General features: G+C 72.5%; 20 protein-coding genes. 12 read left to right on the top strand and 8 right to left on the bottom strand.

Translation table 11 applies throughout. The features are described 5' to 3' along the window. Both IO30_RS0102875 and IO30_RS0102880 read right to left on the bottom strand, forming a co-directional pair. Complete coding sequence (locus tag IO30_RS0102875) at nucleotides 1–1,140, bottom strand: hypothetical protein (protein WP_031138901.1); 1,140 nt, start codon at nucleotides 1,138–1,140, stop codon at nucleotides 1–3. After that, nucleotides 1,140–1,691, bottom strand: a complete 552-nt coding sequence (locus IO30_RS0102880) for a WXG100 family type VII secretion target (protein WP_031138903.1) — start codon at nucleotides 1,689–1,691, stop codon at nucleotides 1,140–1,142. The genes IO30_RS0102875 and IO30_RS0102880 overlap by 1 nt, the downstream gene beginning before the upstream one ends. A gap of 88 nt (nucleotides 1,692–1,779) precedes the next feature. On the opposite strand from IO30_RS0102880, the gene IO30_RS0102885 reads away from it, so the two are divergent. After that, on the top strand, nucleotides 1,780–3,120 hold the full coding sequence (locus tag IO30_RS0102885) for a CoA transferase (protein WP_078904499.1): 1,341 nt from the start codon (nucleotides 1,780–1,782) through the stop codon (nucleotides 3,118–3,120). A 27-nt stretch (nucleotides 3,121–3,147) separates the two neighbouring features. Here the strand turns inward: IO30_RS0102885 and IO30_RS0102890 are convergent, their stop codons facing one another. Continuing rightward, nucleotides 3,148–3,645 (bottom strand): GNAT family N-acetyltransferase, encoded by a 498-nt coding sequence (locus IO30_RS0102890; RefSeq protein WP_234321770.1) that lies wholly within the window; start codon nucleotides 3,643–3,645, stop codon nucleotides 3,148–3,150. A gap of 38 nt (nucleotides 3,646–3,683) precedes the next feature. Here IO30_RS0102890 and IO30_RS0102895 point away from each other — a divergent pair, with 38 nt between their 5' ends. Next, nucleotides 3,684–4,493: an exodeoxyribonuclease III gene (locus IO30_RS0102895; RefSeq protein WP_031138909.1), complete on the top strand. Its 810-nt coding sequence runs from the start codon at nucleotides 3,684–3,686 to the stop codon at nucleotides 4,491–4,493. Here IO30_RS0102895 and IO30_RS0102900 read toward each other — a convergent pair. Continuing rightward, entirely contained in the window at nucleotides 4,475–5,158 is a 684-nt protein-coding gene (locus IO30_RS0102900; protein WP_031138911.1) for a MerR family transcriptional regulator, read from the bottom strand. The two genes, IO30_RS0102895 and IO30_RS0102900, sit on opposite strands and share 19 nt — an antisense overlap. 170 nt (nucleotides 5,159–5,328) lie before the next feature. Here IO30_RS0102900 and IO30_RS0102905 point away from each other — a divergent pair, with 170 nt between their 5' ends. From IO30_RS0102905 to IO30_RS45160, 4 genes are all read left to right on the top strand, one after another. Continuing rightward, nucleotides 5,329–6,879, top strand: coding sequence for a flavin-containing monooxygenase (locus tag IO30_RS0102905; RefSeq protein WP_031138913.1), 1,551 nt, complete (start codon nucleotides 5,329–5,331; stop codon nucleotides 6,877–6,879). Further along, nucleotides 6,876–7,802, top strand: a complete 927-nt coding sequence (locus IO30_RS0102910) for an alpha/beta fold hydrolase (protein ID WP_031138915.1) — start codon at nucleotides 6,876–6,878, stop codon at nucleotides 7,800–7,802. The genes IO30_RS0102905 and IO30_RS0102910 overlap by 4 nt, the downstream gene beginning before the upstream one ends. Continuing rightward, a complete protein-coding gene (locus tag IO30_RS0102915; RefSeq protein WP_031138917.1) occupies nucleotides 7,799–8,683 on the top strand; it encodes an SDR family oxidoreductase in 885 nt (294 codons plus the stop codon). The genes IO30_RS0102910 and IO30_RS0102915 overlap by 4 nt, the downstream gene beginning before the upstream one ends. An 85-nt stretch (nucleotides 8,684–8,768) precedes the next feature. Further along, the gene (locus IO30_RS45160) at nucleotides 8,769–8,942 is read left to right on the top strand and encodes a hypothetical protein (RefSeq protein WP_157853060.1); all 174 of its coding nucleotides are present in this window, start codon (nucleotides 8,769–8,771) and stop codon (nucleotides 8,940–8,942) included. Between the two features lie 68 nt (nucleotides 8,943–9,010). Here IO30_RS45160 and IO30_RS0102925 read toward each other — a convergent pair whose 3' ends face one another. After that, nucleotides 9,011–12,292 carry a S41 family peptidase gene (locus IO30_RS0102925; RefSeq protein WP_031138919.1) on the bottom strand — a complete coding sequence of 1,094 codons (3,282 nt, stop codon included), beginning with the start codon at nucleotides 12,290–12,292 and terminating at the stop codon, nucleotides 9,011–9,013. 152 nt (nucleotides 12,293–12,444) lie between these two features. On the opposite strand from IO30_RS0102925, the gene IO30_RS0102930 reads away from it, so the two are divergent. Beyond that, entirely contained in the window at nucleotides 12,445–13,035 is a 591-nt protein-coding gene (locus tag IO30_RS0102930) for a TetR/AcrR family transcriptional regulator (RefSeq protein ID WP_031138921.1), read from the top strand. A 125-nt stretch (nucleotides 13,036–13,160) separates the two neighbouring features. Continuing rightward, on the top strand, nucleotides 13,161–15,368 hold the full coding sequence (locus IO30_RS0102935) for an MMPL family transporter (protein WP_031138923.1): 2,208 nt from the start codon (nucleotides 13,161–13,163) through the stop codon (nucleotides 15,366–15,368). 74 nt (nucleotides 15,369–15,442) lie between these two features. On the opposite strand, the gene IO30_RS0102940 is transcribed toward IO30_RS0102935, so the two are convergent. After that, nucleotides 15,443–15,868 (bottom strand): SsgA family sporulation/cell division regulator, encoded by a 426-nt coding sequence (locus tag IO30_RS0102940; protein ID WP_078904132.1) that lies wholly within the window; start codon nucleotides 15,866–15,868, stop codon nucleotides 15,443–15,445. Between the two features lie 169 nt (nucleotides 15,869–16,037). Here IO30_RS0102940 and IO30_RS0102945 point away from each other — a divergent pair, with 169 nt between their 5' ends. Genes IO30_RS0102945 through IO30_RS0102960 form a run of 4 tightly spaced genes read left to right on the top strand, consistent with a single transcriptional unit; the run spans nucleotide 16,038 to nucleotide 19,782 of the window. Beyond that, nucleotides 16,038–17,084 (top strand): energy-coupling factor ABC transporter permease, encoded by a 1,047-nt coding sequence (locus IO30_RS0102945; RefSeq protein WP_031138927.1) that lies wholly within the window; start codon nucleotides 16,038–16,040, stop codon nucleotides 17,082–17,084. A 1-nt stretch (nucleotide 17,085) separates the two neighbouring features. Next, complete coding sequence (cbiQ, locus tag IO30_RS0102950; protein WP_031138929.1) at nucleotides 17,086–17,847, top strand: cobalt ECF transporter T component CbiQ; 762 nt, start codon at nucleotides 17,086–17,088, stop codon at nucleotides 17,845–17,847. Beyond that, entirely contained in the window at nucleotides 17,835–18,596 is a 762-nt protein-coding gene (locus IO30_RS0102955) for an energy-coupling factor ABC transporter ATP-binding protein (RefSeq protein ID WP_031138931.1), read from the top strand. The genes cbiQ and IO30_RS0102955 overlap by 13 nt, the downstream gene beginning before the upstream one ends. A gap of 28 nt (nucleotides 18,597–18,624) precedes the next feature. Then, nucleotides 18,625–19,782 carry a serine hydrolase domain-containing protein gene (locus tag IO30_RS0102960; protein ID WP_031138933.1) on the top strand — a complete coding sequence of 386 codons (1,158 nt, stop codon included), beginning with the start codon at nucleotides 18,625–18,627 and terminating at the stop codon, nucleotides 19,780–19,782. Here IO30_RS0102960 and IO30_RS0102965 read toward each other — a convergent pair. Both IO30_RS0102965 and IO30_RS0102970 read right to left on the bottom strand, forming a co-directional pair. Next, nucleotides 19,771–20,262 (bottom strand): YbaK/EbsC family protein, encoded by a 492-nt coding sequence (locus IO30_RS0102965; RefSeq protein WP_031138935.1) that lies wholly within the window; start codon nucleotides 20,260–20,262, stop codon nucleotides 19,771–19,773. The two genes, IO30_RS0102960 and IO30_RS0102965, sit on opposite strands and share 12 nt — an antisense overlap. A gap of 118 nt (nucleotides 20,263–20,380) precedes the next feature. Beyond that, nucleotides 20,381–22,027, bottom strand: a complete 1,647-nt coding sequence (locus IO30_RS0102970; protein ID WP_031138937.1) for a penicillin-binding transpeptidase domain-containing protein — start codon at nucleotides 22,025–22,027, stop codon at nucleotides 20,381–20,383. Nucleotides 22,028–22,213 lie beyond the last annotated feature (186 nt).

A 22,213-nucleotide genomic window follows, 5' to 3' on the forward strand; every position in this document is an offset into this window, starting at 1 on the left:
CTACCTTCCGTCTGCCGGGATGCGCTCGGTCCAGGTCATCGTCTGGTGGATGGTGGACAGGACGCCCTCCTCGCGGTTCGTCTTCTCCAGCCACTCGAAGTAGCCCATGTAGTGGAGGAGCGAGGCGTTGGAGGTGTCGTTCTCCAGCGTGTACTCGACGACCAGGGAGCCGTCGGGGTCCTGGCCCTTCACGTTGTAGCCGAGGGAGTACGAGCCCACGAAGGCCTCGCCCAGGTGCTTCTCGTCGTTGGAGATGATGGCCGGCAGGTCGGTCGTGGCGAGCTTGCCGAGCGCGGCGAGCTTCCCGTCCTTGGAGATCGAGTAGCTGACGGTGCCTTCCTGCTGTCCCTTGTCCCGCCACTCGGCGAGGGTGTCGGCCCGCAGCTGGTCCATGCTGACGCTCTTCTTGATGAGCTCGGTGATCTTGTCGCCGTCGTGGTACTCGCGGTCGCGCGGCCCGTTCCCGGTGCCGTAGTCCAGGCCCAGGGAGTACGCGCCTTCGTCCTTCCTGTCCGGGTAGGGGTCCTTCCCCTGCATCGCCAGGTTGTAGGCGTTGTAGTCCGCGTGGGAGATCGTGTCGGTCGAGTCGATGTTGCTGTGCTGCGGGCTGGCGTTGAACCACTGGCCGAGCCCGACGTCGGACATCAGCGCGAACGCCATGTTGCGGTCGGCGACGATGCCGCGCTTCACGATGGCGTTGATGTCCCGCTGGGCCCCCTCGATGGCCTTGGCCTCGGGGGAGTCCTTCTCGATCACCTTGCACTGGCCGTCGAAGACGGTGGTGGACACCTCGCCGCTGGCCTGGATGAAGACCCCCGACGCCTGGATGCGCTTGACGGCGTCCTGGAGGTCCTTCTTCACCGCCTTGAAGTCGCCGAGGGCGTCCTCCGTCACCCCGAGCGCCGCCTTTGCGACCTTGGCGGCCGACTCGATCTGGCGCTCGATGTCGTCGATCATCCGCCAGGCGTACGGGGCCGCGGCGCCCTCCCAGTAGCCCTTGTCCCGCAGGGGGGTGAGCATCTCGTCGTGGACGCGCTTGGGGAGCTTGGTGAGGGCCTCGTGCGTGGTGCGCCACTGGGTGACGAGCTTCTCCAGCGGTCCGAGGTCGGTGTCCAGGATCTCCTGGTAGAAGGTGGTCATCAGAGCCCCTCCAGCAGCGAACGCCGCTTCAGGCCGCGGAAGGACTGCTCGATCTCGGCGTTGGTCTTGTGGTAGTCGCGGGCCCCGATGCGCAGGCTCTCGGCGATGTGCGCGAGCCACCCCGCGACGGCTCCGGCCTGCTTCTCCCACTGCACTTGAGCGGTGCGGATGCTCTTGGCCGACTCCCAGCCCGCCATCGCCGCCACCGCCGCCTGCGCGTGCTCCTCCAGCGCTGCCGCGGGCTTGGTGAAGGCGGTGTGGATCTCGTCCGCCTTGCCCGCCGCCGTGTTGAGGACCCCGGGTTCGATCTTGAGGCGGTCCTGGGGCAGGCCTCCGGGTGCGGGGGTCGGCGCGAAGGGCTGGTGTCCGAGCGAGGGCGGCTGCTGGAAGTAGGGCGAAGCGGGTGTCAACGGGACGGGTTCCAGCGGGTCCCGGTAACTGTCCGGGGAGGGGGCCTTGGTGACGCCGCCCGCCCACTCGGAGTTGTGTCTCTTGAGCTCGTCCGGGGTCAGCGGCAGCTGGGACGGTTCGGGCAGTTTGTCGTCGGCCATGCGTGGTTACCCCCGTGCGCGAACGCGAATACGAACACATTTGCGTCCGTACCTTAGTCGAGGTCGCCGGAGGGCCGAGAATGGGCCCATGACGATCAGTGGTGCGGGCGATCAGGCGACGGCACAGGCGTGGGAGGCGCTCGGCGGGGCGGCGGACGCGGTCGGCCGGGTGCGGTATGCAGGGGCCGGCGGACTAGGGGAAGGGCCGCTTCCCGTACGGGAATTGGCCCGGGCGACGGTGGGCGTGTGCGCGCTGGCCGCGGCCGAGCTCGCCGCGGTGCGGGCCGGGGGCGGCGTGGACGACGTGCAGCCCCTCGCGGTGGACGAAGCGGCAGTGACGACGGCCTTCTTGAGTGAACGTCATCTGCGCGTCCAGGGGCGTGCACCGGTGAACTTCGCCCCGCTGTCCGGGTTCTGGCGGACCGCGGACGGATGGGTGCGGACCCACGCCAACTACCCGCACCACGAGGAGGCGCTCGTCCGGGCGCTGGGGCTGGGTCCGGCGTCGCCCGAGGGCCTGCGGGAGGCCGTGGCCCGGCTGACGGCCGTGGAGGTCCAGGAGCGCGCGTACGGGGAGGGCGGGCTGGCCGTCGCGGTCGCGGGGGAGTACGGGGACCCGCAGCCGCTCGTCGAGCGGGTACGGGAGCCCGGGCGGCGGGGCCGGGAGCTCGGGCCGGCTCCGCAGGGGCGCCCCGCGGCCGGGGTGCGCGTACTGGACCTGACCCGCGTCATCGCGGGGCCGGTGGCCACCCGCACCCTCGGGCTGCTCGGGGCGGACGTGCTGCGCATCGATGCGCCCGGGCTGCCGGAGTCGGACGACGCCTACGCCGACACCGGCTTCGGCAAGCGGTCGGCGCTGCTGGACCTGGGGGCCGCCGAGGGCCGGGCGGTGTTCGAGGGACTGCTGGCGGAGGCCGACGTCGTGGTGACGGGGTACCGGCCGGGCGCGCTGGAGCGGTACGGGCTCGGCCCGCGGGAGCTGCTGGAGCGGCGGCCGGGGCTGGTGGTGGCGCAGCTCTGCGCCTGGGGCCGGCAGGGCCCCTGGGCGCACCGCCGCGGCTTCGACTCGCTGGTGCAGGCGGGGTACGGGATCTCCGCGCGGTGCGCCGGGGCGGACGGGGTCCCGGGGGTGCTGCCCGCGCAGGCGCTGGACCACGGGACCGGGTACCTGGTGGCGGCCGGTGTGCTGCGGGCCCTCGCGGACGGGGGCGGCGCCGTGCTGCGGTGTTCCCTGGCGGGAACGGCCTCGTGGCTGGTCCGGGAGGTCCCGTCGGCGGGCCCGGCCGCGCCGGGGTACGAGCCCGGGCCGTGGCTGCGGGAGGCCGGCTCGGGGTACGGGGCGCTGCGGCACGCCGCCAGCCCCCTCGGGGACTGGGAGCGGGGGCCGTCGCGCTGGGGCACGGACCGTCCGCTCTGGCTGCCGCGCTGAGGGCCGGGCCGCACGTCGCCGTGCGGGTCAGGGCGTCCGGAGGGGCTTGGCCATGCAGCGGCTGGAGTCGTAGAGGCGGTAGTAGCCGAACTTGGTCACCATCGCGTAGCCCTCGGAGGCGTAGAGGGCGATCGCCTCGGGCTGCTGGTCGCCCGTCTCCAGCACCATGCGCAGGCGGCCGGCCGCGCGGGCGTCCTGCTCCAGTTCGGCCAGGATCCGGCGGGCGAGGCCGAGACCGCGGGCCTCGGGTATGACGTACATGCGCTTCAGCTCGGCGTCGCCGTCCGCGTAGCCCTCTTCGCTCAGGTCCTGGGTGCGCCAGCCGCCGCTGGCGACCGGTGCGCCCGTGGCGTCGTAGGCGAGCAGGTACAGGCCCCGCGGCGGGGCGAACATCGCGGGGTCGAGGAAGGTGAGATCGCCCTCACCCCCGTAGCGCGCTTCGTACTCGAGCTGGACCTGGTCGTTGAGCTTCACCGCGTCCGGGTGGTCGTACGGCACGGCGCGGAGGTGGATCCCGTGAGACATCCGGACATCGTACGGAACCCTCCGGCTATGGTGCTCGGATGCTCACTGTGACCTCCGTGAATGTGAATGGGATCCGCGCCGCCGCCAAGAAGGGCTTCGGGGCGTGGCTCGAGGGATCCGACGCCGACGTGGTCTGCCTCCAGGAGGTACGGGCCGAGGAAGCTCAGATTCCGCAGGAGGTCAGGCAGCCCGCGGGCTGGCACACCGTCTTCGCTCCGGCCGCGGCGAAGGGCCGGGCCGGGGTCGCGCTGTACACGCGCCGGGAGCCGGACGCCGTGCGGGTCGGTTTCGGCAGCGACGAGTTCGACGCCGCCGGGCGCTACATCGAGGCGGACCTGCCGGGCGTGACCGTGGCCAGCCTCTACCTGCCGTCCGGTGAGGCGGGGACCGAGAAGCAGGACGAGAAGTACCGGTTCATGGCGGAGTTCCTGCCCTACCTGCGGGACCTCAGGGCGCGGGCCGCCGCGGACGGCCGGGAGGTCGTGGTCTGCGGCGACTGGAACATCTGCCACGAGGAAGCCGACCTGAAGAACTGGAAGACCAACCGCAAGAACGCGGGCTTCCTCCCCGAGGAGCGGGAGTGGCTGGGCCAGGTCTACGACGCGGCGGGCGCCGGGTACGTCGACGTGGTGCGCACGCTGCACCCCGACACGGAGGGCCCGTACTCCTGGTGGTCCTACCGGGGGCGGGCCTTCGACAACGACGCGGGCTGGCGGATCGACCTCCAGGTGGCGACGCCGGGGCTGGCCGCGAAGGCCGTGAAGGCGTTCGTCGAGCGGGCCGAGACGCACCCCGAGCGCTGGTCCGACCACGCGCCGGTGACGGTCGTCTACGAGCTGGGTTCCTGACCGGAGGCCAGCAGGCGGTCCATCGCCATGCTCAGCTCCGCCTCGACGACGCTCTTCGCGAGGGGGCGCAGGCGCGGGAGCGCGTCGGGTGACAGGTGGGCCGAGATCAGTTCGTTGAACAGGGCCGCCATCGCGTCCGCGTGCTCGCGGACGCGGCGGCCGGTCTCCAGCACGGCCGAGAGCGGGACCCCCTCGCGGACCAGGGCCGAGGAGACGTCCAGCAGCCTCCTGCTCACGTGCACGATCTCGTCCCCGTCGGTGGCGAGGTAGCCGAGGTCGAGCGAGGCGGCCAGGTTCTCCGGGGTGACCTCGCCCTCGAAGTAGTCGGCCAGGGCCTCCGGGGTCAGGCGTACCGGCGTCTCCTCCGACCAGCCGATGCCCAGCAGCTCGCCGAGCTGGCCGACGTCGCGGCCGTTCTCGAAGGCGGCGGTCAGCTCGGCGATGCCGCCGAGGGTGTGGCCGCGCTCCAGCAGGGCGGCGATGGTGCGCAGCCGGGCCAGGTGGTGGTCGTCGTACCAGGCGATGCGGCCCTCGCGGCGGGGTGGCGGGAGCAGTTTGCGCTCGCGGTAGAAGCGCAGGGTGCGCACGGGTATGCCGGCCGCCTCGGCCAGTTCCTCCGTACGGTACTCACGCACAGTCTTCGCATCCGTCTCTTGCTTCGCCACAGCCGCAGCCTATGGCGTACCGGCAGTAACTTTCCGGGCGTGACCCCTACCCATGAGTACGGGGCTGCTCTACTCTCCCGATTGTGCCAGTGATTGCTGGCAGTGTTGTGACGGTGTGTGGCGTGGCGTGGCTGGTACTGCGGATGAAGCGGAAGCGGAAGGCGGCGGGCATGGGCGGCATGGGCGAGCGCGAGCGGCGCGAGCACGTACGAGTGGCAGTGATCGGGTCGGGATTCGGCGGGCTCGGCGCCGCCGTACGGCTGCGACGGGAGGGGATCACCGACTTCGTCGTGCTGGAGCGGGCCGACTCGGTCGGCGGGACCTGGCGCGACAACAGCTACCCCGGCTGCGCCTGCGACGTCCCGTCGCACCTGTACTCCTTCTCCTTCGCGCCCAACCCCGACTGGCCCCGCACCTTCTCGGGCCAGCCGCACATCCGCGCGTACCTGGAGCACGTCGCCGACACCTTCGGGCTGCGCCCGCACATCCGGCTCGACTCGGACGTGCGGATGATGCGCTGGGACGCGGACGCACTGCGGTGGGAGATCGAGACCTCCTCCGGTGAGCTGACCGCCGACGTGGTGGTCTCGGCGACCGGGCCGCTGTCCGACCCGAAGATGCCGGAGATCCCCGGACTCGCCGAGTTCCCCGGCAAGGTCTTCCACTCCGCGCGCTGGGACCACGACTACGACCTGACCGGCAAGCGCGTCGCCATGATCGGCACCGGTGCCTCCGCCATCCAGATCGTGCCCGCCATCGCCCCGCAGACGGAGCGCCTCACCCTCTTCCAGCGGACCCCGCCGTGGGTGATGCCGCGCACCGACCGGGCCATCTCGGCCGTGGAACGCTGGCTCCACCGCCAGCTGCCCTTCACCCGGGCGGCGCGCCGCGGACTGCTGTGGGGCATCCGCGAGCTCCAGGTCAGCGCCTTCACCAAGCGGCCGAACCAGCTCGGGCTGATCGAATCGCTGGCCAAGGCCAATATGGCCCGCTCGATCAAGGACCCGGCGCTGCGCGCCAAGCTGACCCCGTCCTACCGGATCGGCTGCAAGCGGATCCTGCTCTCCAGCGAGTACTACCCAGCCCTGGCCCGCCCCGATGTGGACCTGGTCGCCTCCGGCCTCAAGGAGATCCGGGGCTCGGTACTGGTCGCCGCCGACGGGACCGAGACCGAGGTCGACGCGATCATCTTCGGCACCGGCTTCCACGTCACGGACATGCCGATCGCCGACCGGGTGGTGGGCGCGGAGGGCAGGACCCTCGCGGACGAATGGAAGGACGGGATGCGGTCGCTGCGCGGTGCCACCGCGGCGGGCTTCCCCAACTGGATGACGATCATCGGGCCGAACACCGGGCTCGGGAACAGCTCGATGATCCTGATGATCGAGTCGCAGCTCAACTACATGGCCGACTACCTGCGCCAGCTCGGCGTGCTCGGCGGGCGGGCCGCGCTCGCCGCCAGGCCCTCAGCGGTCAACCAGTGGAACCGGCAGGTGCAGGCCCGGATGGAGCGCACGGTGTGGAACACCGGCGGCTGCACCAGCTGGTACCTGGACGCGCAGGGCCGCAACACCACGGTGTGGCCGGGCACGACGGGCGAGTTCCGGCGCGAGACGCGCAGCGTCGACCTGGCCGAGTACGAGGTGCTCCGGATCAAGGACCCGGAGCAGGAGCCGCTGCGCGCCGCCGCACAGGTCCCCGCCGGGGAGGGCGCCGCGTGAGCCGGCTGATGCACGTCACCGCCGGGCGGTACGCACCGCCCGCCGCGCGGCGCGAGCTCGTCGCCGTCTCGGCGGACGGGGCCCGGCTGCACGCCGAGGTGCACGGGGAGGAGGGCGCGCCGGCCGTGGTCCTCGCCCACGGCTGGACCTGTTCCACCGCGTTCTGGGCCGCACAGATACGGGACCTGGCCAAGGACCACCGGGTCATCGCCTACGACCAGCGCGGCCACGGGCGCAGCCCCGCCGCCCGGACGCACAGCACCACCGCCCTCGCCGACGACCTGGTGGCCGTCCTCGGAGCGGCCCTCGCGCCCGGGGAGCGCGCGGTCCTCGCCGGGCACTCCATGGGCGGGATGACGATCATGGCCGCCGCCGGGCGGCCGGAGTTCGCCGAACACACCGCGGCGGCGCTGCTGTGCAGCACCGGCAGCGCCCGCCTCGTCGAGGAGGCGCTCGTCCTGCCGATCCGCGCCGGGCGCCTGCGGACCCGTGTCACCGGCGCGGTCCTCGGTGCCCGCGCCCCGCTCGGGCCGGTCACGCCGATCGCGCGGAAGGTGCTCAAGTACGCCACGATGGGCCCCGGCTCCGCGCCCGACAAGGTCGAGGCCTGCGCCCGCATCGTGCACGCCTGCCCCACCAAGGTCCGCCACGCCTGGTCCCAGGTACTGGCCGGGCTGGACCTCGACGCGGACCTCGCCCGGCTCGCCGTGCCCACCGCGGTCATCGGCGGCAAGGACGACCGGCTCACCCCCGTGGTGCACGCCCGGGCGATCGCCGCCGCGCTGCCGAACTGCGTCGGCCTCACCGAACTCACCGGCGCGGGGCACATGACCCCCATCGAGGCCCCCGAGGCCGTCACGGCCGCGCTGCGCGAACTGACCGCCCTCTACCTGCCCGCCGAAGAGAAGGAGAAGACCCCGTGAGCCCTCGCAGGAGCCTGGAAGGCCAGGTCGCCGTCGTCACCGGCGCCGCCCGCGGAGTCGGCGAGCTGCTCGCCCGCAAGCTCTCCGCGCGGGGCGCGAAGGTCGCGCTCGTCGGTCTGGAGCCGGAGGCCCTCAAAGAGGTCTCCGAGCGGCTGCACACCGAGAGCGACCACTGGTACGCCGACGTCACCGACCACGAGGCGATGGCCCGTGTCGCGCAGGAGGTCAAGGAGCGCTTCGGGAAGGTCGACATCGTCGTCGCCAACGCGGGCGTGGCCTCCGGCGGCCCGTTCATCGACTCCGACCCCGACGCCTGGCGCCGGGTCATCGAGGTGAACCTCATCGGCGGGGCCGTCACGGGACGGGCCTTCCTCCCCGTGCTGACGGAGAGCCGCGGCTACTTCCTGCAGATCGCCTCGCTCGCGGCGATCACCCCGGCCCCGATGATGACGGCGTACTGCGCCTCCAAGTCCGGAGTGGAGGCCTTCGCCCACTGCCTGCGCGCCGAGGTCGGCTACAAGGGGGTCAAGGTGGGCGTGGGCTACCTCTCCTGGACCGACACCGACATGGTGCGCGGCGCCGACCAGGACGACGTGATGCGGGAACTGCGCCAGCGGCTGCCGTGGCCCTCGAACCGCACCTACCCGCTGGGCCCCGCCGTCGACCGGATCGTGGCGGGCATCGAGCGCCGCTCGGCCCACGTGTACGCACAGTGGTGGCTGCGCGGGATGCAGGGCGTGCGCGGGTACCTGCCGGGGATCATCGCGACGGTCGGGCAGCGGGAGATGAAGCGGTTCGAGCCCCGGCTCGCCAGTGTCTCCAAGGGACTTGTGGGTGCGGGCGGCGCCGCCGACGAACAGGAGCGGACCCGGCACCCCTAGCCCCTGGCCGGCCGAAATGCGAAGGATGTCGCTGCGTGCCAGGCTGGCGGGGCCACGCCCCTACACCCCTCCAGGAGGCAACAGCATGGGTCTCAGGGACCAGTTCCAGGACAAGGCGAAGCAGCTCGCCGAGCAGGCCAAGGCCAGGGCGCAGGGCGCGCGGGACGAGGCCCCCGCGCGTTCCCCGCAGACCGAGCAGGACACGAAGCCGCGGGCCGACAAGGCCCGTGACACCTTCGACAGCGGTTTCGAGGACTGACCGGCCGGACGCGTACGAGGGCCCGGTCCGCACCGTCGTGCGGGCCGGGCCCTTGCGTCGTCCGCCCGCTACGGCCGGGGCGGCAGCTGTGGACGGCGCCGGTCCGGTACGTCGGTGTAGCCGGGCGGCACCGCGGCCGGGTCCTGCTCCAGCAGTTCCAGCGCCAGGTGCACGGCGTCGTCGAGCTGGGCGTGCCGGCCCTCGGCCCAGTCGAGCGGGGTGCGCAGGATCGCGAGGTCCGGCTCCACGCCGTGGTTCTCGACCGACCATCCGTACTCCGGGAACCAGGCGGCGTTCATCGGGACGGTGATCACCGTCCCGTCGCCCAGGGTGTGCCGGCCGGTCATCCCGACCACCCCGCCCCAGGTGCGCTGGCCGACCACCGGGCCCAGCCCCAGCAGCTTGAAGGCCGCGGTGATCATGTCGCCGTCCGAGGCGGTGGCCTCGTCGGCCAGGGCCACGATCGGGCCCCGGGGAGCGTTGGAGGCGTACGACACCGGCTGGGCGTTGCGCGTCAGGTCCCAGCCGAGGATGGAGCGGGTCAGCTTCTCCACCACCAGCTCGCTGATGTGCCCGCCCGCGTTGCCGCGGACGTCCACGATCAGCGCGGGCCGGGACATCTCCATCCGCAGGTCGCGGTTGAACTGCGCCCAGCCCGAGCCGCCCATGTCGGGGATGTGGAGGTAGCCGCACCGGCCGCCGCTGATCTCGCGGACCACCTCGCGCCGTTTGGCCACCCAGTCCTGGTAGCGCAGCGGCCGTTCGTCGATCAGCGGCACGACCGCGACCCGGCGGGCCCGGCCCGAGCCCTCCGCGGGACGGAAGGTCAGCTCCACGGTGGTGCCCCCGGCCGCCGCAAGCAGCGGGTAGGGCCCGCTGACCGGGTCGACGGGGCGGCCGTCCACGTGGGTGAGCTCCGCGCCCTCCCGGATGCCGGTGCCCGCCAGCGGGGAGCGGGCCTTGGAGTCGGAGGACTCGCCGGGCAGGATCCGGCTGACCACCCAGGTGCCGTCCCTCGGCACCAGGTTGGCGCCGAGCAGGCCGATGGCCCGCTGGTAGTGCGGGGGGCCTTCGTTGCGGCGCGCCGGGGAGACGTACGCGTGCGAGGTGCCCAGCTCGCCGAGGACCTCGCGCAGCAGGTCGGCGAACTCGTCGGGCGAGGCGACCCGTTCGACCAGGGGCCGGTACTGGCGCAGCACCGCGTCCCAGTCGATGCCGCACATGTCCGGTTCCCAGAAGTACGCGCGGATGATCCGCCCGGCCTCCTCGAAGGCCTGGCGCCACTCGGCCGCCGGGTCCACCTCGTGCAGGATGCGCCGCAGGTCCAGGTAGACCGTCGAGTCGCTGTCGCCGGACTCGGTGGACGGCACCGCCCGCAGGTCGCCGTCGTCGTTGACCACGAGCCGGGTGCCGTCGCCGCTGATCGCGAACCAGTCCAGCCCCGAGGCCAGTTCGGTCTTGCGGGCCTTGGTCATGTCGAAGTGTTCCAGCGTGGGCTTGCCGCTGGTGTCGGCCGGATTGGCGAAGGTCTCGCCGAGCGCGCCGGAGATCGGCCAGCGCAGCCAGACCAGCCCGCCGCCGCTCACCGGGTACAGGGCCGAGTACTTCGACGCCGACACCGGGAAGGGCGTCACCCGGCTCTCCAGCCCCTCCACCTCCACGGTCACCGCGCCGTCCCCCGCCTCCGAGTCCCCCTCGGCCGGGTCGAGTCCGCCCGCGGCAGGGCGCCCGTCCGGCGAGAACGCGAACGGCGAGGGGGTGGCCGAGGAGAGCGGCACCAGGTACGGGCGGCAGCCCAGCGGGAAGGACAGGTCCCCGGTGTGCACGTCGTAGACCGGGTCGAAACCGCGCCACGACAGGAAGGCGAGGTAGCGCCCGTCGCGGGTGAAGACCGGGCTCTCGTCCTCGAAACGGCCGTTGGTGACGTCGATGATCGTGTGGGCGCCGGGGCCGGCGATCTTGGCCATCTTGATCTGCCGCAGCGAGCGTCCGATGCCCGGGTGGGACCAGGTCAGCCAGCACCCGTCGGGGGAGAACGCCAGGTCGGTGACGGGCCCGTTGATGGACCGGATCAGCTCGGTGACCTCCCCGTTGGACTCCTCGGTGGCGTCGATGAGCAGCAGCCGGCCGTCGTTCGAGGCGATCGCGAGCCGCTCCCCGTCCGGGTCGGACAGCAGCTCCAGTACGCGCCCCAGTTCGCCGGAGGCCAGCCGGCGCGGCTCCCGCTCCCCGGAGGCCCGCGGCAGGTAGGCGATCTCGACCGCGTCCTCGCCCTCGGCGTCGGTGACGTAGGCGACCTGTCCGCCGCTGCCGAGCATCTCGGGCAGCCGCACCCGTACGCCCGGGGTGTCGGCGATGGTCCGGGCCGGTCCGTCGCGGTGGGTCAGCCAGTAGAGGCTGCCGCGCACCACGACAGCGCTGGCCCGCCCGGTGGCGTCGACGGACAGCGAGTCGACGTGGCTGGCGGCCGGCACCTGGTACGAACGCCTGCCCGCGCGCGGTCCCCCCAGCCGGACCCGGAGCTTGCGCGGGACGGCGCCGGGCTCCAGCGAGTCCACGAGCCAGAGGTCCCCGGCGCACTGGTAGACGATCCGGGTGCCGTCGGTGGAGGCGTGCCGGGCGTAGAACTCCGCGTGGTCGGTGTGCCGGCGCAGGCCGGTGCCGTCGGGCAGGCAGGAGTAGAGGTTGCCGACGCCCTCGTGGTCGGAGAGGAAGGCGATGCGGCCGTCCACGAACATCGGGGAGTCGAGGTGGCCCTCTACGTCCTCCAGCAGCCGCACGCCGTGCAGCCACAGCCGGCCGGTGGCGCCGCCGCGGTAGCGCTTCCAGGCGGCGGGCTCGTGCGGGGGCTTGCCGGTGAGGAGCAGGCTGCGGCGTTCGCCGTCCTCCCCGGCGTGCACCTGGATGTCGGAGACCGGCCCCCAGGGCAGGCGTCCGCCGGGGCTGCCGTCGGTGGGGAGGCTGTAGGCCCAGGCGAAGTAGGAGAAGGGCTGGCCGTGCGAGGACACGGCCAGGATGTCGCTGCGGCCGTCCTCGTCGGGCGGGGTCCAGCCGCAGACGCGGGTGTCGGTGGCGCCCCAGTAGCTCAGCTGGCGGGCCGGGCCGCCGTCGACGGGGGCGAGGTGGATCTCGGGGTCGAGGCTGCGCCAGGTGGTGAAGGCGATGTGGCGGCCGTCGGGGGAGAAACGCGGGTGGCTGACCCGGGTCCGGTCGACGGTGATCCGCCAGGCCCGGCCGGGCGTCTGCCCGTCGGGGACGAGCGGAGCGACCCAGAGGTCGTCCTCGGTGGCGAAACACAGCAGGTCGTCGTGCAGGTGCGGGAACCGGAGGTACGCGACGTCGTGACTCACCCCCCAATGCTTTCCGCGCAGGGGGGCCCTGGCAACTCGTACAGGTGATCCACGACACCCCCCGAAGCGAAACGGAACGGTTTCGTTTCGTTGGGGGCGGGGGTATGGTTTTAAGCGTACGGAACAGTTTCGTTCGGACGGGAGGCGCGGCCATGACCGATGCGATGGCGGCTCGGCGCAGCCGGATCACCCCCGAACGGCAGGCCGAACTGCACGAGGCGGTCCTCGACCTCCTGCGTGACGTCGGCTACGAGGCGCTGACCATGGATGCGATCGCCGCCCGTACGAAGTCCAGCAAGGCCACCCTCTACCGCCAGTGGGGGAGCAAGCCGGAGCTGGTCGCCAAGGCCCTGAGGTGCACGCAGCCCGTCTCGCTGCGTGAGATCGACACGGGCAGCCTGCGCGGGGACTTCGCGCGCATGGTCGAGCACTCCGACGACGCGCAGATGGCCAAGGACACCGCGCTGATGCGGGGCCTGACCCATGCGGTCCACGAGAGCCCGGAGCTGCACAAGGCATTGCGGGACCTGTTGGTCGACCCGGAGATCACCGGCCTTCAGGTGATGCTCCAGCGCGCGGTGGACCGGGGCGAGATCGCCCCGGACTGTCCGGCCCTGGACTTCGTACCGCACATGCTGATCGGGGCGTTCATCGCGCTCCCGCTGATCGAGGACCGTCCGGTGGACCGGACCTTCCTCGGTGACTTCATCGAAGCCGTGGTCTTCCCCGCCCTCGGCGTCTGAACCTCCACCCGTCCCCGCTGCTCGCTCCTGCTGCTCCTGACACGCCGCTCTCGTCGTCGGGCCGGCTTTCCACGCCCTGATCCGCACCGGATCCATCCCACGACACGAACGGGAGAACCACCGACGTGGCCACCTTCCTCTACCGCCTCGGCAGAGGCGCCTTCCGGCGCCGCCGCCTCGTCGCCCTCCTCTGGGTGGCGCTGCTGTTCCTCGCCGGCTTCGGCGCGGCCTCGGCGTCCGCCCCCACCTCGGGATCGTTCTCGATACCCGGCACGGAGGCCCAGAAGGCCTTCGACCTGCTGGACAAGAAGTTCCCGGGCATGGCCGCCGACGGCGCCACCGCCCGCATCGTCATCAAGGCCCCGGCCGGCGCCAAGGTCACCGACCCGGGCACCAAGACCGAGGTCGAGAAGATCGTCGAGGACCTGAAGTCGGGTCCGGGCAAGGACCAGATCTCCTCGGTCGCCGACCCGTACCAGACGCAGGCCGTGAGCCAGGACGGCTCCACCGCCTACATCAGCACCAAGTACAAGGTCAGCGGCATGGAGCTGACCGACGCGACCCGTGAGGCGCTGAAGGACTCCGGCAAGGAGGCCCAGGCGCAGGGGCTCACCGTCGAGATCGGCGGCGACGCGCTGATGGCGGCGCCCGAGACCGGCTCCGGCGAGATCATCGGCATCCTGGTCGCCGCGATCGTCCTCGTCATCACCTTCGGCTCGCTGATCGCGGCCGGGCTGCCGCTGCTGACCGCGATCATCGGCGTGGGCATCGGCGTCTCCTCCATCACCGCGCTCGCCAACGTGCTGGACCTCGGCAACACCACCGCCACCCTCGCGACGATGATCGGCCTCGCGGTCGGCATCGACTACGCCCTCTTCATCGTCTCCCGCTACCGCGCGGAGCTCGCCGAGGGCCGTGAGCGCGAGGAGGCCGCGGGCCGGGCTGCCGGAACCGCAGGCTCCGCCGTGGTCTTCGCCGGTCTGACCGTGGTCATCGCCCTCGTGGGCCTGGCCGTCGTCAACATCCCGATGCTGACCAAGATGGGCGTCGCAGCCGCCGGAACCGTGGTCATCGCGGTGCTGGTCGCCCTCACGCTGGTCCCGGCCATCCTCGGCTTCGCGGGCAGGAAGGTCCTGCCGGCGGGCGAGAAGAGCAAGCTGTTCGGCAAGGGCAAGCCCGCCGGTGCCGAGAAGAAGGCCAACGGCGGCACCCGCTGGGCCCGCTTCGTCCTGCGCCGCCCGGTCATGGTCCTGCTGGCCGGTGTGATCGGCCTCGGCGTCATCGCGATCCCCGCGAGCAAGCTGGAGATGGGCCTGCCGGACGACGGCGCCCAGCCGGTCTCCACGACCCAGCGCCAGGCGTACGACCTGCTGTCGGAGGGCTTCGGCCCGGGCTTCAACGGCCCGCTGATGGTGGTCGTGGACGGGGGCAAGCAGCTCGCCGACGAGACCGCCGACCGGATCAAGGGCCTGGAGGGCGTGGCCGCGGTCACCCCGCCGGCCCCGAACGAGGCCGGCGACGCCGCGGTGATCACCGTGATCCCCAAGGACCGCCCCTCCTCCGTCCAGACGGAGGACCTGGTCCACACGATCCGCGACGGCAGCGGCGACGACGTCCTGGTCACCGGCGCCACGGCGATGAACATCGACTTCTCGCAGAAGATGAACGACGCGCTGCTGCCCTACCTGGCGCTCGTGGTCGGCCTCGCCTTCCTGCTGCTGATGCTCGTCTTCCGCTCGGTGCTGGTCCCGCTCAAGGCGGCCCTCGGCTTCCTGCTCTCCGTGGTCGCCGCCCTCGGCGCGGTCGTCGCGGTCTTCCAGTGGGGCTGGCTCGGCTCGGTCTTCGGGGTGGAGCAGACCGGCCCGATCATGTCGATGATGCCGATCTTCATGGTGGGCGTGGTCTTCGGTCTGGCCATGGACTACGAGGTCTTCCTCGTCACCCGCATGCGGGAGGCGTACGTCCACGGCGAGCGCCCCGGCCAGGCGGTCGTGACCGGCTTCCAGTACAGCGCCCGGGTGGTCGTGGCCGCCGCCGTCATCATGATCGCGGTGTTCGCGGGCTTCATCGGAGCCAGCGAGCAGATGGTCAAGATGATCGGCTTCGGCCTGGCGGTCGCGGTCTTCTTCGACGCCTTCGTGGTCCGGATGGCCATCGTCCCGGCCGTGCTCGCCCTGCTCGGGCACAAGGCCTGGTGGCTGCCCAAGTGGCTCGACCGGCTGCTGCCGAACGTGGACGTGGAGGGCGAGAGCCTGCGGCGCCACCTCGGTGACGACTCCGGCTCCGGCTCCGGCGACGGCACGGACCAGGACCGCGAGCTGGTCAAGGTCTGATCCCGCTCAGCCGAACGACACCCCGGCCCCGTACCGCCTGATCACCAGGCGGTACGGGGCCGGGGCCGTTGCTCCTACCGGGTGGCCGGGGAGTACGTACGGCGCAGGAAGCGGCGCAGGGCGGCGATGTCGAACTGGATGACGGCGACCCCGTCGGGGGAGTGGAACTCGACGACCGCCTGAACGCGGCCGCAGGGCCAGACGCGTACGTCTCCGGTGCCGGTGGGGGCCAGCAGGCCCGCTTCGAGGAGGGCGCGGGGGAAGGCCCACTCGTTGTCGGTGCCCTCGGGGGAGAGGTCGGCGGGGAAGACGATCCGTACGGCCAGGGGCTCGGCGGGGACGAACCGGAGGGAGACCGGGATCTTCCGGTAGAGCGGGTCGTCGGTGATCACGCGGGCGGTGACGCGTTCCTCGACCAGGGAAACGGTCGCCGTGGCGGTCGCTGTCGCTGTCGCGCCTGCGGCTTGGGCGGCTGGGGGATTCTCGGCGGTCGCTGACATCGACACGACTCCTCGAAATCGAGATATTTGAGCCCTTTTGTCCGTCCAGCCTCGCACATTCCGACGAAAGCGCGCGGCTCCATTTGTGATGCGTACGCTCTTGCCAACGGTTTGCAACTGGGCACTATTCTTGAACGGTTAAAGACTGTGTGAGAAGCGGAGCCCCTCCATGCATGTGCCCGACGGATTCATCAACGCACCCGTCTCGGTGGCCGCCGGAGTGGTGGCTGCCGGCGCGGTGGCCGTCAGCCTCCGCGGCGCCCGCCGCGAGCTCGACGAGCGCACCGCGCCGCTCGCCGGCCTCGTCGCCGCCTTCATCTTCGCCGTCCAGATGCTGAACTTCCCGGTCGCCGCGGGCACCAGCGGCCACCTCCTCGGCGGGGCGCTCGCCGCGATACTCGTCGGCCCCTGCACCGGGGTGCTGTGCGTGTCCGTGGTGCTGCTCATGCAGGGCATCCTCTTCGCCGACGGCGGCCTGACCGCCCTCGGCGTCAACATCTCCGTCATGGGCGTCGTCACCGTGCTCATCGCCTACGCGGTGTTCCGCGCCCTGGTCAAGGTGCTGCCCCGCACCCGCCGCTCCGTGACCGTCGCCGCCTTCGCCGGGGCCCTGCTCTCGGTACCGGGCGCGGCCGCGGCCTTCACCCTCCTCTACGCCGTCGGAGGGACCACCGACGTGGCCATCGGCAAGGTCTTCACCGCCATGGTCGGCGTGCACGTCCTCATCGGCATCGGCGAGGCCGCCATCACCGCGGCCACCGTGGGCGCCGTGATCGCGGTGCGCCCCGACCTGGTGCACGGGGCCCGCGGCCTGATCACCCCGCTCCAGCTGCGCGTGGGCGGAGAGCTCGTCGACGCCCCCGCCGCCGCCCCGGCGCCCGCCGCGTCCGGCTCCACCCGCAAGGTCTGGGCGACCGGCCTGGTCACCGCCCTGGTCCTGGCCGGGTTCGTCTCCTTCTACGCCTCCGCCAACCCCGACGGCCTGGAGAAGGTCGCCGCCGACAAGGGCATCGACACCAAGGTCGAGGAGCACGCGAGCGCCGACTCCCCGCTCGCCGACTACGCCGTCAAGGACGTCGACGACGCCCGCCTCTCCGGCGGCCTCGCGGGCGTCATCGGCGTCGGCGGGACCGTGGCCGTGGGCACCGGCATCTTCTGGGCCGTCCGCCGCCGCCGCGCCGAGGAGCCCGCAGCGGCCGAGCCGTCGGCGGTCTGAGATGGGCGCGGGCCACGCCCACCAGCTCTACCGGCCCGGTGACTCGCCGGTCCACCGGCTGCCGCCGCACTGCAAGCTGGCGGCGACCCTCGCCTTCGTGATCGTCGTCGTGTCCACACCGCGCGAAGCGATGTGGGCCTTCGGCCTGTACGCCGTCCTGCTCGGGGCGGTGGCGGCGGTGGCCCGGATCCCGGTCGGCCTGCTGCTCAAGCGGCTGCTCATCGAGGTCCCGTTCGTGGCCTTCGCCGTCCTGATGCCCTTCGTCGCCGAGGGCGAGCGGGTGGAGGTGCTCGGGCTCTCCCTCAGCGTCTCGGGCCTGTGGGGCGCCTGGAACGTCCTGGCCAAGGGCACCCTCGGCGTCGCCGCGTCCGTCCTGCTCGCCTCCACCACCGAGCTGCGGGCGCTCCTGCTGGGGCTGGAGCGGCTGAAGCTCCCGCCCCTGCTCGTACAGATCGCCACCTTCATGATCCGCTACGGGGACGTGATCACCGACGAGCTGCGCCGGATGTCGATCGCCCGCCGCTCGCGCGGGTTCGAGGCCCGCGGCATCCGGCACTGGGGGGTCCTGGCCAAGACGGCCGGGGCGCTGTTCATCCGCTCCTACGAGCGGGGCGAGCGGGTCTACCTCGCGATGGTCAGCCGCGGCTACACCGGCTCGATGCCGGTGATCGACGACGTCGCCGCAACGCGCACCCAGTGGGCGTACGCGGCCGTGCTCCCGGTGACGGCGCTCGCCGTCTGTCTGATGGGATGGACCCTGTGACCCCTACCCCCTCGCTGGAAGTCGCCGGCCTCGCCTACGCCTACCCCGACGGCCACCAGGCCCTCTTCGGGGTGGACCTGACCGTCGGGCGCGGTGAGCGCGTCGCCCTGCTCGGCCCCAACGGCGCCGGGAAGACCACCCTGGTGCTGCACCTCAACGGCATCCTGTCCGGCGGGGTCGGCTCCGTGACCGTGGCCGGGCTGCCGGTGGAGAAGCGGAACCTCGCCGAGATCCGGCGCCGGGTCGGGATCGTCTTCCAGGACCCCGACGACCAGCTGTTCATGCCGACCGTGCGGGAGGACGTCGCCTTCGGCCCGGCCGCGGCCGGAATGCGCGGCGCGGAACTGGAGGAGCGGGTCCGCGACGCCCTGGAGCAGGTCGGGATGGCGGACTTCGCCGACCGGCCGCCGCACCACCTGTCCTTCGGCCAGCGCCGCCGGGTGGCGGTGGCGACCGTCCTGGCCATGCGGCCGGAGATCCTCGTCCTCGACGAGCCCTCGTCCAACCTGGACCCGGCCTCGCGCCGCGAGCTCGCGGACGTCCTGCGGTCGCTGGACGTGACCGTCCTGATGGTCACGCACGACCTTCCCTACGCGCTGGAGCTGTGCCCGCGGGCCGTCGTCCTCAGCGACGGTGTCATCGCGGCCGACGGCCGCACGCAGGCGCTCCTGTGCGACGAGGAGCTGATGCGGGCCCACCGCCTGGAGCTGCCCTTCGGCTTCGACCCCCGCTCCGTCACCGTGGCATAACCGCAGGCCGCGGGTTGTTGGGCTGGTCGTGGACATCCAGGGTGTGGTGGCGGAGGGCTTCGAGCCCGTCAGGGACGCGTTCGTGCGCAACTTCGAGGTGCTCGGGGACCGGGGCGCGGCCGTGGCCGTGTACCGGGACGGCCGCAAGGTCGTGGACCTGTGGGGCGGGACCAAGGACGCGTACGGCACCGAGGCCTGGACCCGCGACACCGCGCAGATCGTCCGCTCCGCGACCAAGGGCGTGGCCGCGGCCGTACCGCTGCTGCTGCACCAGCGCGGGCTGCTGGACCTGGACGCGCCCGTGGCCTCGTACTGGCCGGAGTTCAAGGCGGGCGGCAAGGACCGGACCCTGGTCCGTGACCTGCTCGCGCACCGGGCCGGGGTGCCCGCGCTGGACCGCGGCCTGAGCGCCGCGGAGGCGGCCGACGGGGTCTCGGGGCCGCGGGCGGTCGCCGCGCAGCAGCCGTTCTGGCAGCCCGGCACCGAGCACGGCTACCACGCGCAGACCTACAGCTGGCTGCTGTCGGAGCTGGTGCTGCGGGCGACCGGCCGCACCGTCGGCGGCATCCTGGCCGAGGAGCTGGCGGAGCCCCTGGGCCTGGAGTTCTGGATAGGCCTGCCCGACAGCGAGACCCACCGGGTGGGCCGGGTGGCCCCGGTGGACCCGCCCGAGGGCGCGGGCCTGCTCCGGACCCGGCCGAGGCGAAACGTCTCCGAGGCGTACGCCGACCCGGACTCCCTGACCCGGCGCGCCTTCGCGGCCATCGATCCGCTGCCGGACGAGAACGACCCGGCCTACCGGGCGGCCGAACTGCCGGCCTCGGCGGGCATCGGCACGGCCCGCGCCCTGGCCCGTTTCTACGCGGCCACCGTCGGCGTGGTGGAGGACGGCGCCAGGATCTTCACCCCGGCGACCACCGCCCTCGCGGGCAAGGAGCTCTCCGCGGGCCCGGACCGGGTGCTGGTGGTGAACACCCGCTTCGGCCCCGGCTTCATGCTGCACGGCCCGGCCTCCCCGCTGCTGTCCCCGGCCTCCTTCGGCCATCCGGGCCGCGGCGGCTCGCTGGCCTTCGCGGACCCGGAGGCGGGCATCGGCTTCGGCTACGTCACCAACGCCCTGGCCAAGTCGGTCACCGCCGACCCGCGCGCGCAGGCGCTCGTACGGGCCCTGCGCTCAGCCCTGTGACGGCGGCGCCGCCTCCCGTACGTCGGCCAGCACCGCCCCGGCGTGCCCGATGAGCTCCTCGGGGGCCATCGGGAACACCGAGTGCGGGGTGCCCGCGGCGGCCCAGACCACCTCGTGGACCAGCAGGGACCGGTCCGCCAGCACCCGGGTGCGGGTGCGGTGGCCGAAGGGCGGGACGCCGCCGATCGCGTAGCCCGTCGTCTCGCGCACCAGGGCGGCGTCCGCCCGGGTGACCTTCGCGGCGCCCAGCTCCCGGCGCACCGCCTCGACGTCGACCCGGGAGGCCCCGTCCATCAGGACCAGGACCGGGACCCCGTCCGCGGCGAAGACCAGCGACTTGGCGATCTGGCTGAGCTCGCAGCCGATCGCGGCGGCGGCGTCGGCCGCGGTCCGGGTTCCTTCGGGGAAGGTGCGGACGGCGACGTCGAGGTCCAGGGCGGCGAGGGCCTCGGCGAAGAGGGGGTGGGTGGAGGTGCTCATACGCGGACGCTAGCGCCGTACGGGCCGGCCGGTCGAGCCGTTTCCCCGCTCCCCGCACCGGGTGGTGCGGGGAGCGGGAGCCGTCGGCGTCCCGCGAGGCGGTGCGCCGGGCGGTGCGTCAGGAGGCGGACAGCACCGAGGCCACGATCGGCCCCGCCGCGTCGCCGCCGTGGCCGCCGCCCTCGACCATGGCTGCCGCGGCCACGTCGTCGCTGTAGCCGGTGAACCAGCTGTCCGGGCTGCCCGCGCCGTCGACCTCGGCGGATCCGGTCTTCGCGCCCTTGTCGCCGCCGACCGGGGCCATCGCCTTCGCGCCGGTGCCCGCGGTGGCCGTCAGCCGCATCATCGAGACCAGCTGCTGCTGTACCGCCGGCTTCATCCTGCGCTGAGCGGTGGCGACCGTACGGCCGTCCAGCTCGGGGGAGACCAGCAGCGGCTGGCGGAAGACCCCGGTGCGCGCGGTCGCAGTGATGGAGGCGACGTTCAGCGGGTTCATGGTGATCTGGCCCTGACCGATGTACGCGGCGGCGGCTTCGGCGCCCGTCGCGGGCGGGACCTTGCCGTCGGTGGACTTCACGCCGGTCTTCCAGTCCAGGCCGATGCCGAAGACCTCGCGGGCCTCCTTCGACAGGGCGGAGTCGTCGTCCACGGCGTCGATCTGCTTGATGAAGGCGGTGTTGCAGGACTTGGCGAAGCTGGTCGAGAAGTTCGTGCCCGCGGGCAGGTCGAAGTTCTTCAGGTTGTGGAAGCTGCGGCCGCCCCACATGACGTTCTTCGGACACTCGGCGGGCTGGCCCGCCGCCACCTTGCCGCGGTCCAGCAGCATCGCGGCCGTCACGATCTTCATCGTGGAGCCGGGCGCCCGGTTGCCGGTCAGCGCGGCGTCGTAGCCGTCCTTGCGGTGGTTGGCGACGGCCAGGATGTGCCCGTTGCTCGGCTTGACGGCGACCACGGAGGCCTCGGGGTACTTGGCGACGGCCTGCTCGGCCGCCGCCTGCACCTTCGCGTCGAGGTAGGTCTTCAGGACGCTCGGCTCCCCCTCCACCAGGGTCAGCAGGGTCCGCTTGGGCGTGTCCGCGGTGGCGGGCTCGATCCAGACCTCGGCGCCCGTCTTGCCGCCCGTCTTGCTGCCGTACGTCGCGCGCAGCTGGTCGAGGAGGGGCCGCAGCGAGGGGAACTTCTCCGGAGTGAGTTCCTCGCCGTTGCGGTCGACCGCCTTGACCGGAGGGCTCGCCGGGGCTCCCGCGCGCAGCTTCTCGTCCTTCTGGAGCTGCGGGTGGATCACCGACGGCTGCCAGTCGACCAGCGGCTTGCCGGTGGTCACGCCGCGCACCACGGTCAGCTGGGACTCGTAGGCCAGGGGCTTGGTCGTGCCCTCGTAGGTGATCTCCGCGGCGACCGTGAAGGGCACGGTGTCGCCCTTGGCCGCGCCGGGCGTGATCACGGCCTTGGAGACGTACGCCTTGGCCTTGTAGTCGGCGACGGCGCTCTGGGCCGCCTGCGCGTTGTTGGTCAGGTCGGCGGCGGCCCGGTCGTCCCCCGCCGCCCATGCGGCCAGGAAGGCCTTCGCGGTCGTGGCGGTCTCCTTCTCGGTGACCGGTCCGCTGCCCTTCTCGGACTGGACGGCGGTGCCGGCCCCCTGGCCGCCACCCCCCTTGCCGTCGTCGCCCGCGTCGCCGACCAGCGCGTACACCCCGTACCCGGCGCCGCCGAGCATCGCGAGAAATACGCCGCCGATGACGGCACCCTTCGCTGCCCCGTTCATTTGTGTCCTCCCCCGGACCACAGTTCTCTGAACATGTTCAAAGAATCACTGGTGCAGACCTTACGCTGCGCCGACGTCCGGTCCGGTCGTTGTTACCGGACCGGAACCTCCGTGGCCCGAAAGGTGGGAGACAGGGCAGAAGGGCCCTCCCGGCACCGGGAAGGCCCTTCTGCAGGCGTCACGTGG

The organism is Streptomyces xanthophaeus (genome assembly GCF_000725805.1).
In the GTDB taxonomy this organism is placed as follows: Bacteria; Actinomycetota; Actinomycetes; order Streptomycetales; family Streptomycetaceae; genus Streptomyces; species Streptomyces xanthophaeus.